The sequence below is a fragment of the Pseudomonas sp. NFPP25 genome (assembly GCF_900116505.1).
In the GTDB taxonomy this organism is placed as follows: Bacteria; Pseudomonadota; Gammaproteobacteria; order Pseudomonadales; family Pseudomonadaceae; genus Aquipseudomonas; species Aquipseudomonas protegens.
In genome coordinates, this window is record NZ_FPBG01000003.1 from 183,382 (window position 1) to 205,128 (window position 21,747).

22 protein-coding genes are annotated in these 21,747 nt (G+C 62.8%); 13 read left to right on the top strand and 9 right to left on the bottom strand.

Annotation, left to right across the window (positions count from 1 at the left end):
• Positions 1-101 precede the first annotated feature (101 nt).
• The 7 genes from mreC to tldD all read left to right on the top strand — a co-directional run bounded on the left by mreC (position 102) and on the right by tldD (position 10,099).
• Positions 102-1,199, top strand: coding sequence for a rod shape-determining protein MreC (gene mreC, locus BM382_RS12835; protein ID WP_072443017.1), 1,098 nt, complete (start codon positions 102-104; stop codon positions 1,197-1,199).
• Entirely contained in the window at positions 1,199-1,690 is a 492-nt protein-coding gene (mreD, locus tag BM382_RS12840) for a rod shape-determining protein MreD (protein ID WP_011059252.1), read from the top strand. The genes mreC and mreD overlap by 1 nt, the downstream gene beginning before the upstream one ends.
• A 43-nt stretch (positions 1,691-1,733) precedes the next feature.
• Positions 1,734-2,339 carry a Maf family protein gene (locus BM382_RS12845; protein WP_011059253.1) on the top strand — a complete coding sequence of 202 codons (606 nt, stop codon included), beginning with the start codon at positions 1,734-1,736 and terminating at the stop codon, positions 2,337-2,339.
• 56 nt (positions 2,340-2,395) lie between these two features.
• Positions 2,396-3,853 (top strand): ribonuclease G, encoded by a 1,458-nt coding sequence (gene rng / locus BM382_RS12850; protein WP_011059254.1) that lies wholly within the window; start codon positions 2,396-2,398, stop codon positions 3,851-3,853.
• 75 nt (positions 3,854-3,928) lie between these two features.
• Positions 3,929-7,732 carry a YhdP family protein gene (locus BM382_RS12855; protein WP_072443019.1) on the top strand — a complete coding sequence of 1,268 codons (3,804 nt, stop codon included), beginning with the start codon at positions 3,929-3,931 and terminating at the stop codon, positions 7,730-7,732.
• A 58-nt stretch (positions 7,733-7,790) separates the two neighbouring features.
• Positions 7,791-8,630, top strand: a complete 840-nt coding sequence (locus BM382_RS12860) for a carbon-nitrogen hydrolase family protein (protein WP_072443021.1) — start codon at positions 7,791-7,793, stop codon at positions 8,628-8,630.
• Positions 8,631-8,656: 26 nt separating this feature from the next.
• Positions 8,657-10,099 (top strand): metalloprotease TldD, encoded by a 1,443-nt coding sequence (tldD, locus tag BM382_RS12865; protein ID WP_072443023.1) that lies wholly within the window; start codon positions 8,657-8,659, stop codon positions 10,097-10,099.
• A 49-nt stretch (positions 10,100-10,148) separates the two neighbouring features.
• Here the strand turns inward: tldD and yjgA are convergent, their stop codons facing one another.
• Positions 10,149-10,670, bottom strand: a complete 522-nt coding sequence (gene yjgA, locus BM382_RS12870) for a ribosome biogenesis factor YjgA (RefSeq protein ID WP_011059258.1) — start codon at positions 10,668-10,670, stop codon at positions 10,149-10,151.
• 108 nt (positions 10,671-10,778) lie between these two features.
• Between yjgA and pmbA the strand changes: the two genes are divergently transcribed.
• The 6 genes from pmbA (at position 10,779) to BM382_RS12900 (ending at position 16,147) form a co-directional block, all read left to right on the top strand.
• Positions 10,779-12,125: a metalloprotease PmbA gene (pmbA, locus tag BM382_RS12875; protein ID WP_011059259.1), complete on the top strand. Its 1,347-nt coding sequence runs from the start codon at positions 10,779-10,781 to the stop codon at positions 12,123-12,125.
• A 238-nt stretch (positions 12,126-12,363) separates the two neighbouring features.
• Positions 12,364-12,759 carry a hypothetical protein gene (locus BM382_RS12880; protein WP_011059260.1) on the top strand — a complete coding sequence of 132 codons (396 nt, stop codon included), beginning with the start codon at positions 12,364-12,366 and terminating at the stop codon, positions 12,757-12,759.
• Positions 12,752-14,128 carry a class II fumarate hydratase gene (locus tag BM382_RS12885; protein ID WP_011059261.1) on the top strand — a complete coding sequence of 459 codons (1,377 nt, stop codon included), beginning with the start codon at positions 12,752-12,754 and terminating at the stop codon, positions 14,126-14,128. Before BM382_RS12880 ends, BM382_RS12885 begins: the two co-directional genes overlap by 8 nt.
• Positions 14,129-14,156: 28 nt before the next feature.
• Positions 14,157-14,606 carry a hypothetical protein gene (locus BM382_RS12890; protein ID WP_011059262.1) on the top strand — a complete coding sequence of 150 codons (450 nt, stop codon included), beginning with the start codon at positions 14,157-14,159 and terminating at the stop codon, positions 14,604-14,606.
• Between the two features lies 1 nt (position 14,607).
• Complete coding sequence (locus tag BM382_RS12895) at positions 14,608-15,219, top strand: superoxide dismutase (RefSeq protein WP_011059263.1); 612 nt, start codon at positions 14,608-14,610, stop codon at positions 15,217-15,219.
• A 34-nt stretch (positions 15,220-15,253) separates the two neighbouring features.
• A complete protein-coding gene (locus BM382_RS12900) occupies positions 15,254-16,147 on the top strand; it encodes a ZIP family metal transporter (RefSeq protein WP_011059264.1) in 894 nt (297 codons plus the stop codon).
• A 29-nt stretch (positions 16,148-16,176) separates the two neighbouring features.
• Here the strand turns inward: BM382_RS12900 and BM382_RS12905 are convergent, their stop codons facing one another.
• The 8 genes from BM382_RS12905 to lptC form a co-directional block, all read right to left on the bottom strand.
• Positions 16,177-16,449, bottom strand: coding sequence for an HPr family phosphocarrier protein (locus tag BM382_RS12905; protein ID WP_011059265.1), 273 nt, complete (start codon positions 16,447-16,449; stop codon positions 16,177-16,179).
• 16 nt (positions 16,450-16,465) lie between these two features.
• Complete coding sequence (rapZ, locus tag BM382_RS12910) at positions 16,466-17,323, bottom strand: RNase adapter RapZ (protein WP_011059266.1); 858 nt, start codon at positions 17,321-17,323, stop codon at positions 16,466-16,468.
• Between the two features lie 2 nt (positions 17,324-17,325).
• Positions 17,326-17,790: a PTS IIA-like nitrogen regulatory protein PtsN gene (ptsN, locus tag BM382_RS12915; protein ID WP_011059267.1), complete on the bottom strand. Its 465-nt coding sequence runs from the start codon at positions 17,788-17,790 to the stop codon at positions 17,326-17,328.
• 12 nt (positions 17,791-17,802) lie between these two features.
• Positions 17,803-18,108, bottom strand: coding sequence for a ribosome hibernation-promoting factor, HPF/YfiA family (gene raiA / locus BM382_RS12920; protein ID WP_011059268.1), 306 nt, complete (start codon positions 18,106-18,108; stop codon positions 17,803-17,805).
• 125 nt (positions 18,109-18,233) lie between these two features.
• Positions 18,234-19,727, bottom strand: coding sequence for an RNA polymerase factor sigma-54 (locus BM382_RS12925; protein WP_011059269.1), 1,494 nt, complete (start codon positions 19,725-19,727; stop codon positions 18,234-18,236).
• Positions 19,728-19,909: 182 nt separating this feature from the next.
• Positions 19,910-20,635, bottom strand: coding sequence for an LPS export ABC transporter ATP-binding protein (lptB, locus tag BM382_RS12930; RefSeq protein ID WP_011059270.1), 726 nt, complete (start codon positions 20,633-20,635; stop codon positions 19,910-19,912).
• The gene (gene lptA, locus BM382_RS12935) at positions 20,635-21,180 is read right to left on the bottom strand and encodes a lipopolysaccharide transport periplasmic protein LptA (RefSeq protein ID WP_011059271.1); all 546 of its coding nucleotides are present in this window, start codon (positions 21,178-21,180) and stop codon (positions 20,635-20,637) included. The genes lptB and lptA overlap by 1 nt, the downstream gene beginning before the upstream one ends.
• Positions 21,167-21,739 (bottom strand): LPS export ABC transporter periplasmic protein LptC, encoded by a 573-nt coding sequence (gene lptC / locus BM382_RS12940; RefSeq protein ID WP_011059272.1) that lies wholly within the window; start codon positions 21,737-21,739, stop codon positions 21,167-21,169. Before lptC ends, lptA begins: the two co-directional genes overlap by 14 nt.
• Positions 21,740-21,747 lie beyond the last annotated feature (8 nt).

Sequence of the window (21,747 nt, forward strand, 5' to 3'; positions counted from 1 at the left end):
CTTTGCAGTGCTGCCTGTGGCGTTTATCTTCTGTCAATCTGCATCCAGGCCGGTTTGATGCCGTATGAATAAACACAACATTTGCCTGGGAGGAGCGGCCTATTAAACCGCTTTTCGCCAAAGGCCCCTCATTAGGCGTGCGCCTCCTGGTGCTGGTCGTTCTCTCGGTCGCACTGATGGTGGTCGATGCCCGCTTCACACTGCTCAAGCCAGTGCGTAGCCAAATGTCGCTGGTGTTGATGCAGTCCTACTGGATCACCGACCTGCCGCAGCGGCTATGGCAAGGCGTGGCCAGTCAATTCGGCAGCCGTACCGAGCTGGTCGCTGAAAACGAAAAACTCAAGACCGAAAACCTGCTGCTGCAGGGGCGCATGCAAAAGCTCGCGGCCCTCACCGAGCAGAACGTGCGCCTGCGCGAGTTGCTCAATTCCTCGGCACTGGTCAACGAGAAGGTTGAAGTGGCCGAGTTGATCGGCATGGACCCGAACCCCTTTACCCACCGCATCATCATCAACAAGGGTGAGCGCGATGGCGTGTTCCTCGGCCAGCCGGTGCTCGATGCCCGTGGCCTGATGGGCCAGGTGGTGGAGTTGATGCCCTACACCTCCCGCGTACTGCTGCTCACTGACACCACCCACAGCATTCCGGTGCAGGTCAACCGCAACGGCCTGCGCGCCATCGCCAGCGGCACCGGCAATCCGGAGCGCCTGGAGTTGCGCCATGTGGCCGACACCGCGGATATAAAGGAAGGCGATCTGTTGGTCAGCTCCGGTCTGGGCCAGCGTTTCCCCGCTGGCTACCCGGTGGCCACGGTCAAGGAAGTGATCCACGACTCCGGCCAGCCGTTCGCCATTGTGCGGGCGGTACCCACCGCTGCGCTGAATCGCAGCCGCTACCTGCTGCTGGTATTCAGCGATCCGCGTACCGCCGAAGAGCGTGCCAACGACGCCGCCCAGGCCCAGGAAGCCCAGGACCAGCAGGGCGCCGGCGCCGCGCCAGTGGTCCCGGCCACCGTGCCCAAGCCGGCCGCGGCGGCAAACGCCGGGGCTGCGCCCGCCACTGCGACTCCTGCTGCGCCGGCGACCCCGGCCAAACCCGCGGCTCACGCTCCGGCCAAGCCGGTCCATAAACCTGTGGTGAAACCGGCCGCTGCCAAACCACCGGCAGCAGCACCGGCTACCACCGGAGGAAGAGAATAATGGCGGGTAGCACCTATTCGCGAAATGGCTGGATCGTCTGGTTGACCTTCCTTATCGGGCTGCTGCTGAGCGTCTCGCCCTTGCCGCAGTTCATGGAGATCCTGCGTCCGCTGTGGCTGGCGCTGTTGCTGGCGTTCTGGGCCCTGGCCCTGCCGCACAAGGTCGGCATGGTCACTGCCTGGTGCCTGGGGCTGGCAGAGGATGTGCTCTACGGCACCCTGCTGGGGCAGAATGCCCTGATCCTGACGCTGATCACCTTCCTTGTACTGTCTCTGCAACAGCGCCTGCGGATGTTCCCGATGTGGCAGCAGAGCCTGGTGATCCTGGTGATCTTCGGCCTGGCGCAGTTGGTGCAACTCTGGCTCAGCGCCCTGACCGGCAACCGCCAGCCGACCCTGGCCCTGGTGCTGCCGGCCCTGGTCAGTGCCTTATTGTGGCCCTGGGTCAGCTTCGGCCTGCGCGGCTTGCGTCGACGTTTCAAAATCAATTAATTCGGTCAGGCATTGGCCCGCACCTCGACAGGGAGATGTCTTGATGAATCCGCTTTACCTCGCTTCCGGTTCGCCTCGTCGGCGTGAGTTGCTGACGCAGATCGGCGTGCCGTTCACCGCCATCAGTGCGGACATCGATGAAACCCCGCTAGCCGATGAGTCACCTGCCGCCTACGTCGAGCGCCTGGCCCGAGGCAAGGCTGCGGCGGGGCGCGGGCTGATCACCAGCAGTGAATCCCAGGCCCCGGCCTGTGTGCTGGGGGCCGACACCGCGGTGGTGCTCGATGGGCGGATTCTCGGCAAACCGCTGGATCAGGCTGATGCGTTGCAGATGCTCATGGCGCTTTCGGGGCGTGAGCATGAAGTGTTCACCGCCATTGCCCTGCTTGACGGTGAACGCTGCGAGTCGCGAGTGGTGCGCAGCCTGGTACGTTTTCGCCCGATCTCACCTGCAGAGGCCGCGCTCTACTGGGCCAGTGGCGAGCCCTGCGACAAAGCCGGTGGCTATGCTATCCAGGGACTGGCAGCGGTGTTCGTCGCCGGCCTCAATGGCAGTTATTCCGCGGTGGTCGGCTTGCCGGTGTGCGAAACCGCAGAACTGCTCGGGCATTTCGGCATACCCTGTTGGCAAAACCTTCCAGTGCGCTAAAGCGCCGTACCCGATTGCTGCGGCCCTCTATGAACACGCCTGAACGAGACACTGCCATGAGTGAAGAGATTCTGATCAACATCACGCCGATGGAATCACGCGTGGCGGTGGTCGAAAACGGAGTGCTGCAAGAGGTTCACGTCGAGCGCACCCAGCGCCGGGGGATCGTCGGCAACATCTACAAGGGCAAGGTGGTGCGGGTCTTGCCGGGCATGCAGGCGGCCTTCGTCGACATCGGCCTGGACCGGGCGGCGTTTATCCACGCCTCGGAAATTTCCACCCGCGAAGGCACGGCGGTAGAGAGCATCAGCGCTCTGGTGCACGAAGGGCAGAGCCTGGTGGTGCAAGTCACCAAGGACCCCATCGGTTCCAAGGGCGCGCGCCTGACCACTCAGTTGTCGATCCCTTCCCGCTATCTGGTGTACATGCCGCGTACCGCCCATGTCGGTATCTCGCTGAAGATCGAGGACGAAGCCGAGCGTGAGCGCCTGAAGCAGGTCGTCAGTGATTGCGTGGCCCAGGAAGGCATCAAGGAGGCCGGTGGTTTTATCCTGCGCACCGCCGCCGAAGGCGCCGGGGCCGATGAGATCATGATGGACATCCGTTACCTGCGCCGGCTCTGGGACCAGATCGGCGCGCAGATCAAGACCATCGGCGCGCCCAATGTGATCTACGAGGACCTGGGCCTGGCGCTGCGCACCCTGCGCGACCTGGTGAGCCCGAAGATCGAGAAGATCCGCATCGACTCCCGGGAAACCTTCCAGAAGACCACGGTGTTCGTGGCCGAACTGATGCCGGAAATCGCCGACCGCCTGGAGCACTACCCCGGCGAGCGGCCGATCTTCGACCTGTACGGCGTCGAGGACGAAATCCAGAAAGCCCTGGAGCGCAAGGTGCCGCTCAAGTCCGGAGGCTACCTGGTGGTAGACCCGGCGGAAGCCATGACCACCATCGACGTCAACACCGGAGCCTTCGTCGGTCATCGCAACCTTGAGGAAACCATCTTCAAGACCAACCTCGAGGCGGCCACCGCCATTGCCCGGCAACTGCGCCTGCGCAACCTGGGCGGGATCATCATCATCGACTTCATCGACATGGAAGACGAGGAGCACCAGCGCCAGGTATTGCGCACCCTGGAAAAGCAGCTGGAGCGTGACCACGCCAAGACCAACATCATCGGCATCACCGAGCTGGGCCTGGTGCAGATGACTCGCAAGCGTACCCGCGAGAGCCTGGAGCAGGTGCTGTGCGAGCCTTGCAGCAGTTGCCAGGGTCGGGGCAAGTTGAAAACCCCGGAAACCGTCTGTTACGAAATATTCCGAGAAATCCTCCGCGAGGCCCGGGCTTATCAGGCAGAAGGGTATCGGGTGCTGGCCAATCAGAAGGTGGTCGACCGGCTGCTGGACGAAGAGTCGGGCAACGTGGCGGAGCTGGAGGGTTTTATCGGCCGGACCATCAGGTTCCAGGTCGAAACCATGTATTCCCAGGAACAATACGACGTGGTGCTGCTCTGATTCCGCGTGTTCTACATCCGTGGAAATGGCTGGCTTCAGCTTTTTGCATGACTTTTACCCTGGGAGCCAACTGAAATGGAGCGGCTGATGCGCCTGTTCACCACGCTGATTCGCTGGGGGCTTGGCTTCTGTGCGCTGGCGCTGGTGGCGACTGCCTTGTATGTCAGTCTGGGCCGGGAACTGACCCCGCTGGTGGCCGAGTACCAGCCCGAGGTCGAGGCCAAGGTGCAGCAGGCCGTGGGCTTGCCGGTGCATATCGGTAGCCTGGAGGGGCGCTGGAGCGGCTTGTCGCCGATCCTGCTGGCCCACGACGTGCAGGTGGGCGAGGGCGCCAATGCGCTGCGCCTGGATCAGGTGAGCGTGGCGCCGGATATGCTCGGCAGCCTGCTGGCCCGTGACCTGCGGATCGGCCGCCTGGAGCTCAGCGGCCTGAGCCTGAGCCTGAAAGAGGGCGCGGACGGCCAGTGGCAGCTTGAAGGCCTGCCGGTGCAACAGGACCAGCCGATGGACCCCCAGCAGTTGCTGGGCCGCCTGCAACAGGTTGCCGAGCTGTCGCTGCTGGACAGCCAGGTCACCTTGCAGCCTCTGGACCACCAGCCCGTGGCCCTGACCTACGTCGGGCTCAATCTGCGCAGCGGTACCAGCCGCCAGCGCCTGGACCTGCGCCTGACGCTGCCGGACGGCCAGCCCCTGGCAATGAACCTGCGGACCAGGATGCGGGCCGAGGCCTGGCGCGATGCCCAGGCCGACTTGTACCTGAGCCTGCCGCAAAGCGACTGGTCGCGTTGGGTGCCGGCCCGGCTGACCCGGGAGTGGAAGCTCTCCGAGCTCAAAGCGGGTGGCGAGCTGTGGCTGAAGTGGGCCAAGGGTGGGGTGCAAAACGCCACGCTGCGCTTGAATGCCCCGCAATTCACCGGGGCCTATGCCGAGCGCACGCCGGTGTCCCTGAGCAACCTGGCGTTGAATGCCTACTTCCAGCGTGATGAGCAGGGCCTGCAGGTGCAGCTTGACTCCCTGGCGCTGAACCTCGGCGAGACCCGCTGGGAATCCCGTGTGCAGGTGCAGCAGCGCAACGCGACCGAGCAGCAGGAAGAACTCTGGCATGTGCAGGCCGACCGCCTGGACCTGAAGCCGATCACCCCGATCCTCGATGCCCTGGCCCCCTTGCCGGAAGGCCTGGCCACGGCCATCGACCGACTGAAAGTCACTGGCGGCCTGCGCAACGTGCTGCTCGACTATCGTCCCCAGAACAGTGGCGACCAGCGCCTGAGCTTCGCCGCGAACCTCGACCGGGTTGGCTTCGATGCCTATCACGGTGCTCCGGCAGCGCGAAATGTCAGCGGCAGCATCAGCGGCGACCTGGGCAAGGGCGAGCTGCGCATGGACAGCAAGGATTTCTCCCTGCACCTGTACCCGATCTTCGCCAAGCCCTGGCAGTACATCCAGGCCAACGCCACCCTGACCTGGAAGCTCGACAAGGAAGGCTTCACCCTGATTGCCCCCTACCTGAAGGTGCTGGGCGAAGAGGGCAAGATCGCCGGCGACTTCCTGATCCGCCTGCATTTCGACCACAGCCAGGAAGACTACATGGACCTGCGAGTCGGCCTGGTGGACGGCGATGGGCGCTACACCGCCAAGTACCTGCCCCAGGTGCTCAACGCCGGTGTGGATGAATGGCTGCGCACGGCGATCCTCAAGGGCGCCGTGGACCAGGGCTTCTTCCAGTACCAGGGTTCGCTCAACCATGACGCCGTCGAGGCCGCCCGCAGCATCAGCCTGTTCTTCAAGGTGCATGACACCGAGCTGGCGTTCCAGCCGGGCTGGCCGCACTTGACCAAGGTCAGCGGTGATGTGTTCATCGAAGACAGCGGCGTGCGCATCGTCGCCAGCAAAGGCCAGTTGCTGGACACCAAGGTGCGGGATGTCTTCGTCAACATTCCCCATGCTGCCAGCGGGCAGGAAAGCCACATGTACATCGATGGCGCCTTTGCCGGTGGCCTGGGCGATGGCGTGAAAATTCTCCAGGAAGCGCCGATCGGCACCGGCTCGACCTTTGCCGGCTGGTATGGCGAGGGCGATCTGCAAGGCAAGCTGGATCTGGATATTCCCCTGGCCAAGGGCCAGGAGCCGAAGATCGTGGTGGCGTTCAAGACCGACAAGGCGCGCCTCAAACTCAGTGAGCCTGAGCTGGAACTGACCCAGCTCAAGGGTGATTTCCGCTTCGATAGTGCCAAGGGCCTGAGTGGCGAGGGCATCAGTGCCCAGGCGTTCGAGCGGCCGGTCACGGCGCAGATTTTCGCCGATGGCAAGCCGGGCAAACCCAACACTCGAGTGGTTGCCAAGGGCCAGGTTGCGGTCAAGAAACTTACCGACTGGTTGCAAGTCGGCCAGCCGTTGCCGGTGTCCGGCGAGGTGCCCTACCAGTTGCAACTGAACCTGGACGGAGCCGACAGCCAGCTGATGGTCAGTTCCAGTCTCAAGGGCGTAGCGGTGGACCTGCCGGCGCCGTTCGGCATGGCGGCCAGCACCGGGCGCAACAGTGTATTTCGCATGACTCTGCAAGGGGCCGAGCGGCGCTACTGGTTCAACTACGGCGAACTGGCCGACTTCACCTTTGCGGCGCCCAGCGGCAAGCTCGCCGAGGGGCGAGGCGAGCTGTTCCTCGGCGATGGCGCGGCCTTGCTGCCGCCGGGTAAAGGGCTGCGGATACGAGGGATTCTCTCCGAGCTGGATGTGGAACCCTGGAAAGCCCTGGTGGATCGCTACGCCGGGCAGGACCCGGGAGGCAGCGCCAAACAACTGCTCAGCAGTGCGGACTTCAAGGTCGGCAAGCTCAGTGCCTTCGGCACCACCCTGGACCAGGTCAACCTGTTGCTGGCGCGCAAGCCCGCTGCCTGGGAGTTGCAGATCGACAGCCAGCAGGCCAAAGGCAAGGTCGGGATTCCCGATGCCAAGGCGGCGCCGATGGCCATCGACATGGCGTACGTGCGCCTGCCGGCTGCCGATCCGGCAGCGCAGGCCGATGAAAATGCGCCCGACCCCCTGGCCTCGGTAGATCCCAAGAGCGTTCCGCCCCTGGATATTTCCATTGCCCAGCTGTTCCAGGGCCAGGACCTGATCGGCCGCTGGGCGCTCAAGGTGCGGCCGACGTCCAGGGGCATGGTCTTCAATGGCCTGGACCTGGGCCTCAAGGGCATGCAGTTGCAGGGCGAGGGCGGCTGGGAAGGCCAGGCCGGTGCCAGCAACAGTTGGTACCGGGGCCGCATTGGCGGCAAGAACCTGGCGGACGTGCTCAAGGGCTGGGGCTTCGCCCCGACCGTGACCAGTGAAGATTTTCACCTGGACGTCGATGGCCGTTGGCCGGGCTCGCCGGCCTGGGTGGGCTTGAAGCGCTTCTCCGGCAGCCTGGACGCTACCCTGCGCAAGGGCCAGTTTGTCGAAGTCGAGGGCGGGGCCCAGGCCTTGCGGGTGTTCGGCCTGCTCAACTTCAACTCCATCGGTCGCCGCCTGCGCCTGGACTTCTCCGACCTGTTCGGCAAGGGCCTGAGCTATGACCGGGTCCGGGGCGTGCTGGCGGCGAGCAATGGCGTTTACGTCACTCGCGAGCCGATCACCCTGACCGGGCCGTCGAGCAACCTGGAGCTCAATGGCACCCTGGACATGGTGGCCGACCAGGTCGACGCCAAGCTGCTGGTGACCCTGCCGGTGACCAATAACCTGCCGATTGCCGCGCTGATTGTCGGTGCGCCGGCGGTGGGCGGGGCGTTGTTCCTGATCGACAAGCTGATCGGTGACCGCGTGGCGCGCTTCGCCAGCGTCAAATACAACGTCAAAGGCCCATGGAAAGAGCCGAAAATCACCTTCGACAAACCGTTTTGAGAATCCTCGATTCGCGCCTATGGAGTAGCATGGCGGCCTACCCTACAAGGAGTTCGCCATGTCTCTTGCGGTGATTCAAATGGTCAGCCAGAGCGATGTCCTGGCCAATCTGCAGCAGGCTCGGAGCCTGCTCGAACAGGCTGCTGCCGGCGGTGCAAAGCTGGCCGTCCTGCCGGAAAACTTCGCCGCCATGGGGCGCCGCGACATGGCGGCCATCGGTCGCGCCGAAGCGCTGGGCGAAGGTCCGATCCTGCCATGGTTGAAACAGGCCGCCCGCGACCTCAGGTTATGGATAGTGGCCGGCACCTTGCCGTTGCCCCCCGTCGATCAGCCCGAGGCCAAGTCCAATGCCTGTTCGTTGCTGCTGGATGACCAGGGGCAGTTCGTGGCGCGCTACGACAAGCTGCACCTGTTCGATGTCGATGTGGCGGACAATCGCGGACGCTACCGTGAATCCGATGACTATGCTCATGGAGACCGGGTGGTGGTGGCGGATACGCCGGTGGGAAGGGTCGGCCTTACAGTCTGTTATGACCTGCGCTTTCCCGAGCTGTACAGCGAGTTGCGCGCCGCTGGCGCCGAGTTGATCACCGCGCCTTCGGCGTTTACCGCGGTCACCGGTGCGGCCCATTGGGAGGTGCTGATTCGCGCCCGTGCCATCGAGACCCAGTGCTATGTGCTGGCGGCGGCCCAGGGCGGCGTGCATCCCGGCCCACGGGAAACCTACGGCCATGCCGCGATCGTCGACCCCTGGGGGCGGATAGTGGCGCAACAGGATCAAGGTCAAGGCGTGCTGCTGGCCGAGCGCGACAGCAGTGAACAGGCGTCCATCCGGGCGCGGATGCCGGTGTTCAGTCACCGGCGCATTTTCTCGCAAGGCGTGCAACGGCTTGCATAAGTACGACGAATTTAAGGCCAAAACATATGAGCGGGTTGTTGTCCTCTGTCAGTGAACATCTACTAGCCCCGGGCGGCGTGACCATCGAAAGCTTGCAAGGCGTGCTGGGGGATCTGGCCGGCCCGGGCATCGATGCCGCCGATCTGTATTTCCAGGGGCAGATTTCCGAGTCCTGGTCCCTGGAAGACGGAATCGTCAAGGAAGGCAGTTTCAACCTCGACCAGGGGGTTGGGGTGCGTGCGCAATCCGGTGAGAAGACCGGCTTCGCCTACAGCAATTCCATCACCCTGGAAGCCCTGGGCCTCGCCGCCCGGGCGGCGCGCTCGATTTCCCGGGCCGGGCAAAACGGCACCGTGCAGGCGTTTTCGACCCAGGACGTGGCGCAGCTGTATGCGCCGGACAACCCCCTGGAAGTCATCAGCCGGGCCGAGAAGGTCGAGCTGCTCAAGCGCGTTGACGCCGCAACCCGCGCCCTGGATCCGCGCATCCAGCAGGTCAGCGTGAGCATGGCCGGGGTCTGGGAGCGGATCCTGGTGGCCTCTACCGATGGCGGCCTGGCGGCGGACGTGCGGCCGCTGGTGCGTTTCAACGTCAGCGTCATCGTCGAGCAGAACGGTCGCCGCGAGCGCGGTGGCCATGGCGGCGGCGGGCGTACCGACTACCGCTATTTCCTCAGCGAAGATCGGGCCATGGGCTATGCCCGTGAAGCCCTGCGCCAGGCGCTGGTCAATCTGGAAGCGATTCCGGCGCCGGCCGGAACCCTGCCGGTGGTGCTGGGCTCCGGCTGGTCCGGAGTGCTGCTGCACGAAGCCGTGGGCCACGGCCTGGAGGGCGACTTCAACCGCAAGGGCAGTTCGGCCTACAGCGGTCGCATGGGCGAAATGGTGGCTTCCAAGCTCTGCACCATCGTCGACGACGGCACCCTGGCCGGGCGCCGTGGTTCCCTGAGCGTGGACGACGAAGGCACCCCCACCGAATGCACCACGCTGATCGAGAACGGCGTGCTCAAGGGCTACATGCAGGACAAGCTCAATGCCCGGCTGATGGGCGTGGCCCGCACCGGCAACGGTCGCCGCGAGTCTTATGCGCACCTGCCGATGCCGCGCATGACCAACACCTACATGCTGGGTGGCGAAAGCGATCCGGCGGAAATCATCGCTTCGGTGAAGAAGGGCATCTATTGCGCCAACCTCGGCGGCGGCCAGGTGGATATCACCAGCGGCAAGTTCGTGTTCTCCACCAGTGAGGCCTACCTGATCGAGGACGGCAAGATCACCGCCCCGGTCAAGGGCGCGACCTTGATCGGCAACGGTCCGGAAGCCATGAGCCGGGTATCGATGGTGGGTAATGACCTGTCCCTGGACAGTGGCGTCGGCACCTGCGGCAAGGATGGGCAATCGGTGCCAGTGGGCGTCGGCCAGCCGACCCTGAAGATCGATGCGATCACCGTGGGTGGCACTGGGGCTTGAACAGGAGGGGGGCCGGGTGAGCTGCAGGGCAGCTCACCCGTGGCAAGGCTCAGCGCAGGCCGCGTTGAGTCTCGTCCAGCTCGCGGATGTACTTGAAGATTTTACGGCTTGAGGCCGGTGCCTTGTTATGCGCCAGCTCATGCTGGGCCTGACGGATCAGGGAGCGCAGTTGCTGGCGATCGGCGTCCGGGTATTCGCCGACGAACTTTTCCAGCACGTCATCGCCGCCGCCGATCAGGCGGTCGCGCCAACGCTCCAGGTTATGGAAGCGTTCGTTGTACTGCCGGGTGGAGGCATCGAGTTGGTCAAGCAGTTGCAGAATCGCGTCGGTGTCCTGGTCCCGCATCAGCTTGCCGATGAACTGCAGGTGGCGCTTTCGGGCGATATGGGCGACGTGCTTGGGTGCATCCGCCAGGGCCCGGCGCAAGGCGTCGGTCAGGGGCAGTTTGTTCAGCAAGTCGGGCTTGAGGGTGGTAAGGCGCTCGCCGAGATCAACCAGAGCATGCAGCTCGCGTTTGACCTGGGATTTGCTTTTCTCCCCATCGAGGGAGTCGTCGTAAGAATCAACCATGGTGGCAGTCCGCAAAGAAACGCCGCCATGATAACCAGTCGAGGGCCGCTTGTCCGGCCCGGTCGCTCGCCGGCCTTAATCGAAAGCAGAATTTGAGTGGAGAACAGCATGAGTGCAGCACAAAGCGTCGGCCCACAGGCTTTGCCGGCCCTGCAGGAGCAAGTCGAGCAGATCATCGCCGAGGCCAAGCGCCAGGGGGCCAGCGCCTGTGAAGTGGCGGTGTCCCTGGAGCAGGGGCTGTCGACTTCGGTGCGCCAGCGGGAAGTGGAAACCGTCGAGTTCAACCGCGACCAGGGCTTTGGCATCACCCTCTACCTGGGCCAGCGCAAGGGTTCGGCCAGTACGTCTGCCAGCGGCCCCGAGGCCATTCGCGAAACCGTGGCGGCGGCCCTGGCGATTGCCAAGCACACCTCCGAAGACGAAGCCTCGGGCCTTGCCGACGCGGCCTTGATGGCCAAGGACCTGCAGGACTTCGACCTGTTCCACGCCTGGGACATCACCCCCGAACAAGCCATCGAGCAGGCTCTGACCTGTGAGGCTGCGGCCTTTGCTGCCGACAGCCGGATCAAGAATGCCGACGGCACCACCCTCAGCACCCACCAGGGCTGTCGGGTGTATGGCAACAGCCACGGCTTCATTGGTGGTTATGCGTCCACCCGCCACAGCCTGAGCTGCGTGATGATTGCCGAGGCGGATGGCCAGATGCAGCGCGACTACTGGTACGACGTCAATCGCCAGGGCCAGTTGCTGGCCGACCCGGTGAGCATTGGCCAGCGTGCCGCCCAGCGCGCGGCCAGCCGGCTAGGTGCCCGTCCAGTGCCGACCTGTGAGGTGCCGGTGCTGTTTTCCGCAGAACTGGCCGGTGGCCTGTTCGGCAGTTTTCTCGGGGCGATTTCCGGTGGCAACCTGTACCGCAAGTCGTCCTTCCTCGAAGGCGCCCTGGGTCAACAACTGTTTCCGCAGTGGATGACCATCGATGAGCGCCCGCACCTGATGCGCGCCATGGGCAGTTCGGCTTTCGACGGCGATGGCCTGGCCACCTACGCCAAGCCGTTCATCCAGGACGGTGAGCTGGTGTCCTATGTACTGGGCACCTATTCCGGACGCAAGCTGGGCATGCCGAGCACCGCCAACGCCGGTGGCGTGCACAACCTGTTCGTCACCCATGGCGACGAAGACCAGGCCGCGCTGCTGCGGCGCATGGGCCGTGGCCTGCTGGTGACCGAGCTGATGGGCCATGGCCTGAACATGGTCACCGGGGACTACTCCCGCGGTGCGGCGGGTTTCTGGGTCGAGAACGGCGAGATTCAGTTCGCGGTGCAGGAAGTGACCATTGCCGGCAACCTGCGGGACATGTTCAAGCAGATCCTCGCAGTGGGTAACGACCTGGAGCTGCGTAGCAACATCCGCACCGGCTCGGTGCTGATCGAACGCATGACCGTCGCCGGCAGCTGACCGCGCCCAGCTTCACCCCCAACGCGCCACCTCCCCGAGGTGGCGCGTTTTTTATGGCCGCCATTTTTGTAGGAGCTGGCTTGCCAGCGAAAGCGTCCTGACATCCGGCACCAGGCTCAAGGGCTCATTCGCCGGCAAGGCGGGCCCTATAAGAGTTGGACAAAAATCATACAAGCCAGATTGATTTGATTCTCAATATCATTTAATAATGAAAATCATTATTCGATGAGCCCAGGTCATGAGTTCTGCCTTGCACGAGCAGCCTTACCTCGAAAGCTGGCGCTGGATGAGCCGCCAGATCCGTTGCGCACTGGAACCGGACGAACCCCGTCTGATCGAGCATTACCTCGCCGAAGGCCGCTACCTGGCCTGCTGTACCGCGATGTCGGCCTGGACCGTCGCTGAAACTTCCTTCCGTTTATTGATCGATACCGCAACCGATACAGCGCTGCCCTGGCATTGGCGCAGCCAGTGCCTGGACCAGGCCTGGCGGCCGTTGCGCGACATGGAGCGGTTGTCTTTGTGCAATTGCCGGCTCAAGCGCTGGCAGAGCCACGCCTGGCAGTTGGCGACCTGCTCGCTGCTGCCTTCCATTCCCCTGATAGAACTGGTGCAAGGATTTCCCGATGAGTAATACCCGTATCGAACGCGACAGCATGGGCGAACTGCAGGTACCGGAACTGGCCCTGTACGGCGCACAGACCCAGCGTGCGGTGGACAACTTCCCCATCAGCGGGCAACGCATGCCGGCAGCCTTCATCCGTGCGCTGATCCTGGCCAAGGCGGCTGCGGCCAAGGCCAACGTCGAACTGGGGCAGATCAGCGAAGCCCAGGGCAAGGCCATCGTCGATGCCGCCCAGGGTCTGCTGGAAGGTGATTTCATGCAGCACTTCCCGGTGGACATTTTCCAGACCGGCTCTGGCACCAGTTCCAACATGAACGCCAATGAAGTACTGGCAACCCTGGCCAGCCGCCTGCTGGGTGAACCGGTCAACCCCAATGACCATGTCAACTGCGGCCAGAGCAGCAACGACATCATCCCTACCACCATTCATGTCAGCGCCGCGCTGACCCTGCATGAGCAACTGCTGCCGGCCCTGGTGCATCTGGTGGAGGTCATCGAGCGCAAGGCGGTACAGGTGCACCCCTTCATCAAGACCGGCCGCACTCACCTGATGGACGCGATGCCGGTGCGCATGAGCCAGGTGCTGGAGGGCTGGGCGCAGCAACTCAAGGCCAATATCAGCCACCTGCAGGATCTGCTGCCGAGCCTGCAATCCCTGGCTCAGGGCGGCACCGCTGTGGGCACCGGGATCAATGCGCATCCCGAGTTCGCTGCGCGTTTCAGCCAGCAGTTGAGCAAGCTGACCCAGGTGCAATTCACCCCGGGCAAGAATCTTTTCGCCCTGATCGGCTCCCAGGACACTGCGGTGACGGTATCCGGCCAGCTCAAGGCTACCGCGGTGTCGTTGATGAAGATCGCCAACGACCTGCGCTGGATGAACTCCGGCCCGCTGGCCGGGCTCGGCGAGATCGAGCTGGAAGGTTTGCAGCCCGGTTCGTCGATCATGCCCGGCAAGGTCAACCCGGTGATTCCTGAAGCCACCGCGATGGTCGCCGCCCAGGTCATCGGCAACGACAGCACCATCACTGTGGCCGGGCAATCGGGCAACTTCGAGCTCAACGTGATGCTGCCGATCATTGCCCAGAACCTGCTGAGCAGCATCGAGTTGCTGGCCAACTCCAGCCGCCTGCTGGCGGACAAGGCCATCGCCAGCTTCAAGGTCAACGAACCCAAGCTCAAGGAAGCGCTGTCGCGCAACCCGATCCTGGTCACGGCGCTGAACCCGATCATCGGCTATCAGAAGGCTGCGCAGATCGCCAAGACCGCCTACAAGCAGGGGCGCCCGGTGATCGACGTGGCCCTTGAACATACCGATCTGCCACGCAGCCAGCTGGAGGTCCTGCTGGACCCGGAAAAGCTCACTGCCGGCGGCGTGTAACCCACCGACACCGCTTTGGAGGCTTACCATGGAGCACTGGAAACGCACGATCGAAAGGGCCAATCGCCTCTTTATGCAGGGCGAGCTGGTGGATGCTCGCGAGTTCTACCTGCAGGCGCTGGCCCTGGCCCAGGTGCTGTTCGAGCGCTGGTCGGATGCCGACGAAGCGGTGGCGGCCTGTGTGATTTCCCATCACAACCTGGCAGACCTGCACCTGCGCCTCAATCAGCCGGAGGAGAGCGCGGAATACCTCTGCGCCATCCATCAGCGGTTGCTGCAGACCATGCAGGACAGCCGCTTGCCCACAGCCCTGCGGGAAGCGGCCTTGCGCCAAAGCAGCAAGACCTACGTCGAACTGCTGAATTTCATCGGTGATCACGGCGAATACCCGCGCACTCACCGTTTGCTGGACAGCAACGTCGCGGGCCTGTCAGCCGACAGCCCGCAACCAGACAGCCCCTCTTACGGAGCCCATTGATATGTCCTTTACCTTGCCTGCACTGCCTTACGCCTACGACGCCCTGGAACCGCACATCGATGCGCAAACCATGGAAATCCACTACACCAAGCATCACCAGACCTACATCAACAACCTCAACGCCGCCGTCGAGGGGACCGAATGGGCAGGGTGGGAGGTGGAAAAGCTGGTAGCCAGCGTTCAGCAACTGCCGGAAAAACTGCGTGCTGCGGTGATCAACCAGGGTGGCGGGCATGCCAACCATTCGCTGTTCTGGGCGGTGATGACACCCGCCGGTGGCGGTCATCCCCAAGGCGCCCTGGGGCAAGCCATCGAGCAGCAACTGGGTGGTTTCGAGAGCTTCAAGGAAGCGTTCACCAAGGCCGCACTCACCCGTTTCGGCAGTGGCTGGGCCTGGCTCAGCGTGACACCGGAGAAGAAACTGGTGGTGGAAAGCAGCGGTAACCAGGACAGCCCGCTGATGAACGGCAATACGCCGATCCTCGGTCTGGATGTGTGGGAGCACGCCTACTACCTGCGCTACCAGAACCGCCGCCCGGAATACATCAACGCCTTCTACAACGTCATCAACTGGCCGGAAGTCGCTCAGCGCTACCAGGCCGCGATGGCTTGATACCTTTCCATCAAAACAAGATCTAAGGCCGACTATGGGCACTGAAACACTGGCAATCAGCAGCGGGCGAATGTTTCGTTATGCCTTCGGTTCGCTGTTGCTGTTGGCGGGCACGGCGTTGCTGGTGGCTCAAGGGTTGAGCTGGCTGAACCTGGAGCCGCGCTTGCTGCGCGCCTTGCAGGGCGGTTCGATCTGCGCGCTGGGCACGGCGCTGGGGGCGGTCCCGGTGCTGGTGATCCGGCGGATGCCGGTGGCGGTGAGCGACACCCTGCTGGGTTTTGGTGCCGGAGTGATGCTGGCGGCCACGGCATTTTCGCTGATCGTCCCCGGCATCGCTGCGGCCCAGGACCTGGGCTTGTCTGCCTGGGGCTCCAGCGGCCTGATCTGCGCCGGCATCATGCTCGGGGCCTTTGGCCTGTTCCTGGTGGATCTCAAGGTCTCGGGGGGCAGCCCGGAGGTGCTGGTGGGCACGCCAGAGCATCCGGTGATTGCCCCGCGTATCTGGCTGTTCGTCTTCGCCATCATTGCCCACAACATTCCTGAAGGGATGGCGGTGGGGGTGTCGGCCGGAGGCGGCATGCCGGATGCGGACAGCCTGGCCATGGGCATTGCCCTGCAGGATGTACCGGAAGGCCTGGTGATTGCCCTGGTATTGGCGGGGGCGGGGATGTCGCGGGTCAAGGCATTCCTGATTGGTGCGGCTTCAGGTCTGGTGGAACCGGTCTTTGCCTTGCTCTGCGCCTGGCTGGTGAGCCTGGCGCAGGTATTGCTGCCCTTGGGCCTGGCCCTGGCGGCGGGGGCGATGCTGCTGGTGGTCACTCATGAAGTGATTCCGGAGTCGCGTCGCAATGGCCATGACAAGCTTGCCAGCCTTGGCCTGTGTATCGGTTTCTGCCTGATGATGGTCATGGATACGGCACTCGCCTGAGAGCCGTATGGTGAGGGGCCCGCCCGGGTCTACTCGCCTTCGTCGAAGAAGTTGTTGATCAGTGCCACCAGCGCATCCATCGCTTCCTGTTCCTGCTCGCCTTCGGTCTTCAGGTGGATCCTGGTGCCCTTGCCGGCGGCCAGCATCATCATGGCCATGATGCTTTTGCCGTCGACCATGGAGTCCGGGGTCCTGCCGGCGCGGATCTGGCAGGGAAACTGCCCGGCCACGCCGACGAACTTGGCCGAGGCACGGGCATGCAGGCCCAGTTTATTGATGATCTCGATTTCCAGAGCTGGCATCGCGGGGTAGATCCTTTCAGCTAAGGTCGCGGTGGCGAACCTGGACGTTCTTCAGGGATTTTTGCAGGACCTGGCCCAGGCGCTCGGTTAGGTACACGGAGCGGTGGTGCCCGCCGGTGCAGCCGATGGCGATGGTCACATAGGCGCGGTTGCTGGCGGCAAAGCGTGGTAGCCATTTGAGCAGGTAGCTGGAGATGTCCTGGAACATTTCCTCGACATCGGGTTGCGCCGCCAGATACTCGGCCACGGGCGCATCCAGGCCTGATTGGGCGCGCAACTCGGGCTTCCAATACGGGTTGGGCAGGCAGCGCACGTCGAACACCAGGTCTGCATCTACCGGCATGCCGCGCTTGAAGCCGAAGGACTCCACCAGGAACGCGGTACCGGGTTCCGGCTGGTTCAACAGTCGCAGCTTGATGGTGTCGCGCAGCTGGTAAAGGTTCAGGTTGGTGGTGTTGACCTTGAGATCGGCCAGGTCGACGATCGGCCCCAGCAGTTGGGTTTCATCGTGGATGGCTTCGGCCAGGGAGCGGTTGGCGCTGCTCAGCGGGTGGCGCCGACGGGTCTCGGAGAAGCGCTTGAGCAGGGTCTCTTCGTCGGCATCCAGGTACAGCACATCGCACTGGATATGCCGGCTGCGCACTTCTTCCAGCAATTCGGGGAAGCGCGACAGATGACTGGGCAGGTTGCGGGCATCGATGGACACCGCCACCAGCGGTTGCGCCAGTTCGGTGTGGATCAACGCACGTTCAGCCAGTTCCGGCAGCAAGCCGGCTGGCAGGTTGTCGATGCAGTAGTAGCCGTGGTCCTCGAGAACATCGAGGGCGGTGCTTTTACCTGAGCCGGAGCGGCCGCTAACGATGATCAAACGCATGATTACTGACCGTTTTGCTCGTCCAGAACGACCTGATACAAGGCTTCGTTGCTGGTGGCGCTGCGCAGCCGGTCACGGACTTCCTTGCGATCGAGCATGCTGGCGATCTGCCGGAGCAGTTCCAGGTGTGCATCGGTCGCGGCTTCCGGAACCAGCAGGACGAACAGCAGGTCGACCGGTGCGCCATCAATGGCGTCGAAATCGATCGGAGCGTCCAGGTGCATCAGCGCACTGATGGGCGACTCGCAGCCTTTGAGGCGGCAGTGGGGAATGGCGATGCCGTTGCCAAAACCGGTGGAACCGAGTTTTTCACGGGCAATCAGGCTCTCGAAGACATCCTGCATCTCCAGATCAGGCACTTCACGGCTGATCAGGTTGGCAATTTGTTCGAGGGCGCGTTTTTTACTGCCGCCCGGCACGTTCACCAGGGAACGGCCGGGGGTCAGGATGCTTTCAAGTCGGATCATGGGAGGGGAGTGTTAGCGACCCGTGCCTTGGAGAAGGTGGAGTTGCTTTTCCTTATGCTTTTTCAGTTGGCGGTCAAGCTTGTCCGTGAGCAGGTCGATTGCGGCATACATATCGTCATGTTCTGCGTTGGCAACGACCTCCCCACCGTGGATGTGCAGGGTGGCTTCGATTTTCTGCTTCAGCTTCTCGACAGCCATGGTGACCTGCACATTGGTAATCTTGTCGAAGTGCCTCTCCAGCCGGTCGAGTTTTTCGCCGATGTAGACGCGCAGGGGTTCAGTCACTTCGAGTTGGTGTCCACTGATGTTGACTTGCATACAGCTTCTCCTTCGTTGCCAGTGCATAACGCGGCAGGCTGGGTTGCCTGCCACCTAGACTACGTTTGAAAACGACACCGGGCCCTTTTCAAACACACTCTGAAACGCTGTGGCCAGCCCTGCGGCTACATCAACCGCTTACGTTCGCTGGAAGGCGCGATCCCAAGGGATTCGCGGTACTTGGCGACGGTACGACGGGCTACCTGAATGCCTTGTGCCTCCAGTAAACCAGCGATCTTGCTGTCACTCAACGGCTTTTTCTGATTTTCCGCGGCCACCAATTTTTTGATGATCGCGCGGATCGCCGTGGACGAGCATTCACCGCCTTCCGAAGTGCTGACGTGGCTGGAGAAAAAGTATTTCAGCTCATATATGCCCCGTGGGGTATGCATGAATTTTTGCGTGGTCACCCGGGAAATCGTCGATTCGTGCATGCCCACCGCCTCGGCGATATCGTGCAGAACCAGCGGCTTCATCGCTTCATCGCCATATTCGAGAAAGCCGCGCTGGTGCTCGACGATCTGGGTGGCGACCTTCATCAGGGTTTCATTGCGGCTTTGCAGGCTCTTGATGAACCAGCGGGCTTCCTGCAACTGGTTGCGCATGAAGGTGTTGTCGGCGCTGGTGTCGGCGCGGCGTACAAAACCGGCGTACTGGGCGTTGACCCGCAGGCGCGGCACGGATTCCTGGTTCAGTTCCACCAGCCAGCGTTCGTTGTCCTTGCGCACTATGACGTCCGGGACCACGTATTCGGCTTCGCTGGATTCGATCTGCGATCCGGGGCGGGGGTTGAGGCTCTGCACCAGCTCGATGACCTGGCGCAGCTCATCTTCCTTGAGCTTCATGCGCCGCATCAGCTGGCTGTAGTCGCGGCTGCCCAGGAGGTCGATGTAGTCACTGACCAGGCGCTGGGCCTCGCCCAGCCAGGGCGTTTTCGCCGGCAACTGGCGCAGTTGCAGCAACAGGCACTCGCCCAGGTTGCGGGCGCCGATGCCCGCGGGTTCGAATTGCTGGATGCGGTGCAGGACGGCTTCTATCTCGTCCAGTTCGATGTCCAGTTCCGGATCGAAGGCTTCGAGGATCTCCTCGAGGGTTTCGTCCAGGTAGCCCTGATTGTTGATGCAGTCGATCAGGGTCACGGCAATCAGGCGGTCGGTGTCCGACATCGGCGCTAGGTTCAGTTGCCAGAGCAGGTGGCTCTGCAGGCTCTCGCCCGCGGAAGTGCGGGTGGTGAAGTCCCACTCGTCGTCATCGCTGCTGGGCAGGCTGCTGGCGCTGGTCTGGTAGACGTCTTCCCAGGCGGTGTCGACCGGCAGTTCGTTGGGGATGCGCTCGTTCCACTCACCGTCCTCGAGGTTGTCCACCGTGGGGGCGGTTTCCTGGTAGGAGGGCTCCTGGATCTCGGTATTGGGTTTGGACTCGGTGTTGTCGGCCAGGGGGTCGCTGTTGTCGAAGTCGTCGCCTTCTTCCTGGCGTTCGAGCATCGGGTTGGACTCCAGGGCTTCCTGGATTTCCTGTTGCAGGTCCAGGGTCGACAATTGGAGCAGGCGGATGGCCTGTTGCAGCTGCGGTGTCATCGTCAGCTGCTGGCCCATTCTAAGGACTAGCGATGGTTTCATGGCAGGGGCTTAACACCTTATTTGCCGGCGCACATGCGCCATCCACTACAGGGCGCCGGAGCGCCAAACATAAGCAAATTATATGCCTGAAACTGAAGTGTTTGCCTAGAGCGCTGTAACAATAAAGTTTGTAGGGTTTTATTGTTCCCGGCGCCCTGGCGTCCAGCCCAACACATCAGCCCTTACAGGCGGAACTCATGGCCCAGATAGACTTCCTTGACCAGTTCGTTGGCCAGGATGGTCTCGGAGTCGCCTTCGGCGATCAGTTGCCCGTCGTTGACGATGTAGGCGGTCTCGCAGATGTCCAGGGTTTCCCGGACGTTGTGGTCGGTGATCAGCACCCCGATGCCCTTGGCCTTGAGGTGGTGGATGATCTGCTTGATATCGCCCACCGAGATCGGGTCGACACCGGCGAAGGGTTCGTCCAGCAGGATGAACTTGGGCGCGGTGGCCAGGGCCCGGGCGATCTCCACGCGGCGCCGCTCACCACCGGACAGGCTCATGCCGAGGTTGTCGCGGATGTGGTTGATGTGGAATTCCTGCAGCAGGCTTTCCAGTTCCTGGCGACGGCCGGCCTTGTCGAGCTCCTTGCGGGTCTCGAGGATGGCCATGATGTTGTCTGCCACCGACAGCTTGCGAAAGATCGAGGCTTCCTGGGGCAGGTAGCCGATACCGGCGCGTGCTCGGCCGTGCATCGGTTGGTGGCTGACATCCAGGTCGTCGATCAGGACGCGGCCCTGATCGGCCTGGACCAGGCCGACGATCATGTAGAAGCAGGTGGTCTTGCCGGCGCCGTTGGGGCCGAGCAGGCCGACGATCTGACCGCTGTCGATGGACAGGCTGACATCACGCACGACCTGGCGGCTCTTGTAGCTCTTGGCCAGGTGCTGAGCTTTCAGAGTTGCCATTACTGGGCCTTTTGCTCGTCGGTTTTCTTTTTCGGCTGGATGACCATGTCGATCCGCGGACGCGGCGCGGTAACCGAGCTGCCATTGGCGCGACCGGCGTTGGCAACCTGCTTGACGGTGTCGTAGACGATCTTCTCGCCTTCGGTGGTATTACCGTCGTTGATGACCTTGGCCTTGTCGATCAGCACGATGCGGTTCTGCTGGGCATGGTACTGGATGGTCACGGCGTAGGCCTGGACCGGTTTCGGGTCGGTCTGCTTCTGCAGTTGCTCGAAGTAGGCGAGGTTGCCCACCGAGGTCACCACGTCGATTTCACCGGTCTTGGACCGGGTGATGGTCACGGTGTTACCGGTGATCTTCATCGAGCCCTGGGTGATGATGACATCGCCCTTGTAGGTGGCCACGCCGTTCTTGTCGTCCAGCTGGGCGTCGTCGGCCTGGATGCGGATCGGCTGTTGGCTATCGTTCGGCAGAGCCCAGGCGCTCACGCTTCCCAGTGCTGCGCCCAGACTGAGCAAAATAGGGAGGGTTTTAACGAGCCTCATACTGTCCTCTTACGTTCGATAGCAGGTTCATCCTGCCGTCTTTCAAATACGCTTTCATTCCCTTGGCCGTAGTCACGCCGCCGGCGCCGTCGATTCTAACGGCTTGCTCGGTCTGCGCATATTGCTTCTGCGGGAATACTGTCATGCGGGTCGTGGTGATCAGCAGGTTGCGGTTGTGCTCGTCGGTGCGGGAAACCCGTACCGAATCGATCAGCTCGACCTCGGTGCCGTCCGGGTTGACCTCGCCGCGTTCGCTCTGGACATGCCAGGGGAACGTGGTGCCACGGTACATCTGCAGGTCCGGCTTGGTCAGCAGGGTCACTTCGCTGGCCTTGACGTGCTCGACCTTGTCCGAGGTCATTTCGTACTGCAGTTTGCCGTCGGGCAGGTACTGCACGCTGCGGGCGTTGATCACGTAGTAGTCAATGGCGCTTTCGTCGACCTGGGCCACCGGCTTGTCGAGGAAGCGTTCCGGGCTGATGTTCCAGTAACCGACCGCTGCGAACAGCAGGGCGATGGTCCCGAAGATCAGGATGTTGCGAATCTTTTTGCTCAGCATGGGAAGGC

Excerpts from the sequence above, each read along its gene's own strand:
- mreD (WP_011059252.1), top strand. The coding sequence starts at position 1,199 with ATGGCGGGTAGCACCTATTCGCGAAATGGCTGGATCGTCTGGTTGACC.
- ptsN (WP_011059267.1), bottom strand. The coding sequence starts at position 17,790 with ATGATCCGACTTGAAAGCATCCTGACCCCCGGCCGTTCCCTGGTGAAC.
- BM382_RS12890 (WP_011059262.1), top strand. The coding sequence starts at position 14,157 with ATGGAGCACTGGAAACGCACGATCGAAAGGGCCAATCGCCTCTTTATG.
- raiA (WP_011059268.1), bottom strand. The coding sequence starts at position 18,108 with ATGCAAGTCAACATCAGTGGACACCAACTCGAAGTGACTGAACCCCTG.
- BM382_RS12900 (WP_011059264.1), top strand. The coding sequence starts at position 15,254 with ATGGGCACTGAAACACTGGCAATCAGCAGCGGGCGAATGTTTCGTTAT.
- BM382_RS12855 (WP_072443019.1), top strand. The coding sequence starts at position 3,929 with ATGGAGCGGCTGATGCGCCTGTTCACCACGCTGATTCGCTGGGGGCTT.
- BM382_RS12860 (WP_072443021.1), top strand. The coding sequence starts at position 7,791 with ATGTCTCTTGCGGTGATTCAAATGGTCAGCCAGAGCGATGTCCTGGCC.
- BM382_RS12885 (WP_011059261.1), top strand. The coding sequence starts at position 12,752 with ATGAGTAATACCCGTATCGAACGCGACAGCATGGGCGAACTGCAGGTA.
- lptB (WP_011059270.1), bottom strand. The coding sequence starts at position 20,635 with ATGGCAACTCTGAAAGCTCAGCACCTGGCCAAGAGCTACAAGAGCCGC.
- BM382_RS12905 (WP_011059265.1), bottom strand. The coding sequence starts at position 16,449 with ATGCCAGCTCTGGAAATCGAGATCATCAATAAACTGGGCCTGCATGCC.
- rng (WP_011059254.1), top strand. The coding sequence starts at position 2,396 with ATGAGTGAAGAGATTCTGATCAACATCACGCCGATGGAATCACGCGTG.
- lptA (WP_011059271.1), bottom strand. The coding sequence starts at position 21,180 with ATGAGGCTCGTTAAAACCCTCCCTATTTTGCTCAGTCTGGGCGCAGCA.
- tldD (WP_072443023.1), top strand. The coding sequence starts at position 8,657 with ATGAGCGGGTTGTTGTCCTCTGTCAGTGAACATCTACTAGCCCCGGGC.
- rapZ (WP_011059266.1), bottom strand. The coding sequence starts at position 17,323 with ATGCGTTTGATCATCGTTAGCGGCCGCTCCGGCTCAGGTAAAAGCACC.
- lptC (WP_011059272.1), bottom strand. The coding sequence starts at position 21,739 with ATGCTGAGCAAAAAGATTCGCAACATCCTGATCTTCGGGACCATCGCC.
- BM382_RS12880 (WP_011059260.1), top strand. The coding sequence starts at position 12,364 with ATGAGTTCTGCCTTGCACGAGCAGCCTTACCTCGAAAGCTGGCGCTGG.
- BM382_RS12845 (WP_011059253.1), top strand. The coding sequence starts at position 1,734 with ATGAATCCGCTTTACCTCGCTTCCGGTTCGCCTCGTCGGCGTGAGTTG.
- BM382_RS12895 (WP_011059263.1), top strand. The coding sequence starts at position 14,608 with ATGTCCTTTACCTTGCCTGCACTGCCTTACGCCTACGACGCCCTGGAA.
- BM382_RS12925 (WP_011059269.1), bottom strand. The coding sequence starts at position 19,727 with ATGAAACCATCGCTAGTCCTTAGAATGGGCCAGCAGCTGACGATGACA.
- yjgA (WP_011059258.1), bottom strand. The coding sequence starts at position 10,670 with ATGGTTGATTCTTACGACGACTCCCTCGATGGGGAGAAAAGCAAATCC.
- pmbA (WP_011059259.1), top strand. The coding sequence starts at position 10,779 with ATGAGTGCAGCACAAAGCGTCGGCCCACAGGCTTTGCCGGCCCTGCAG.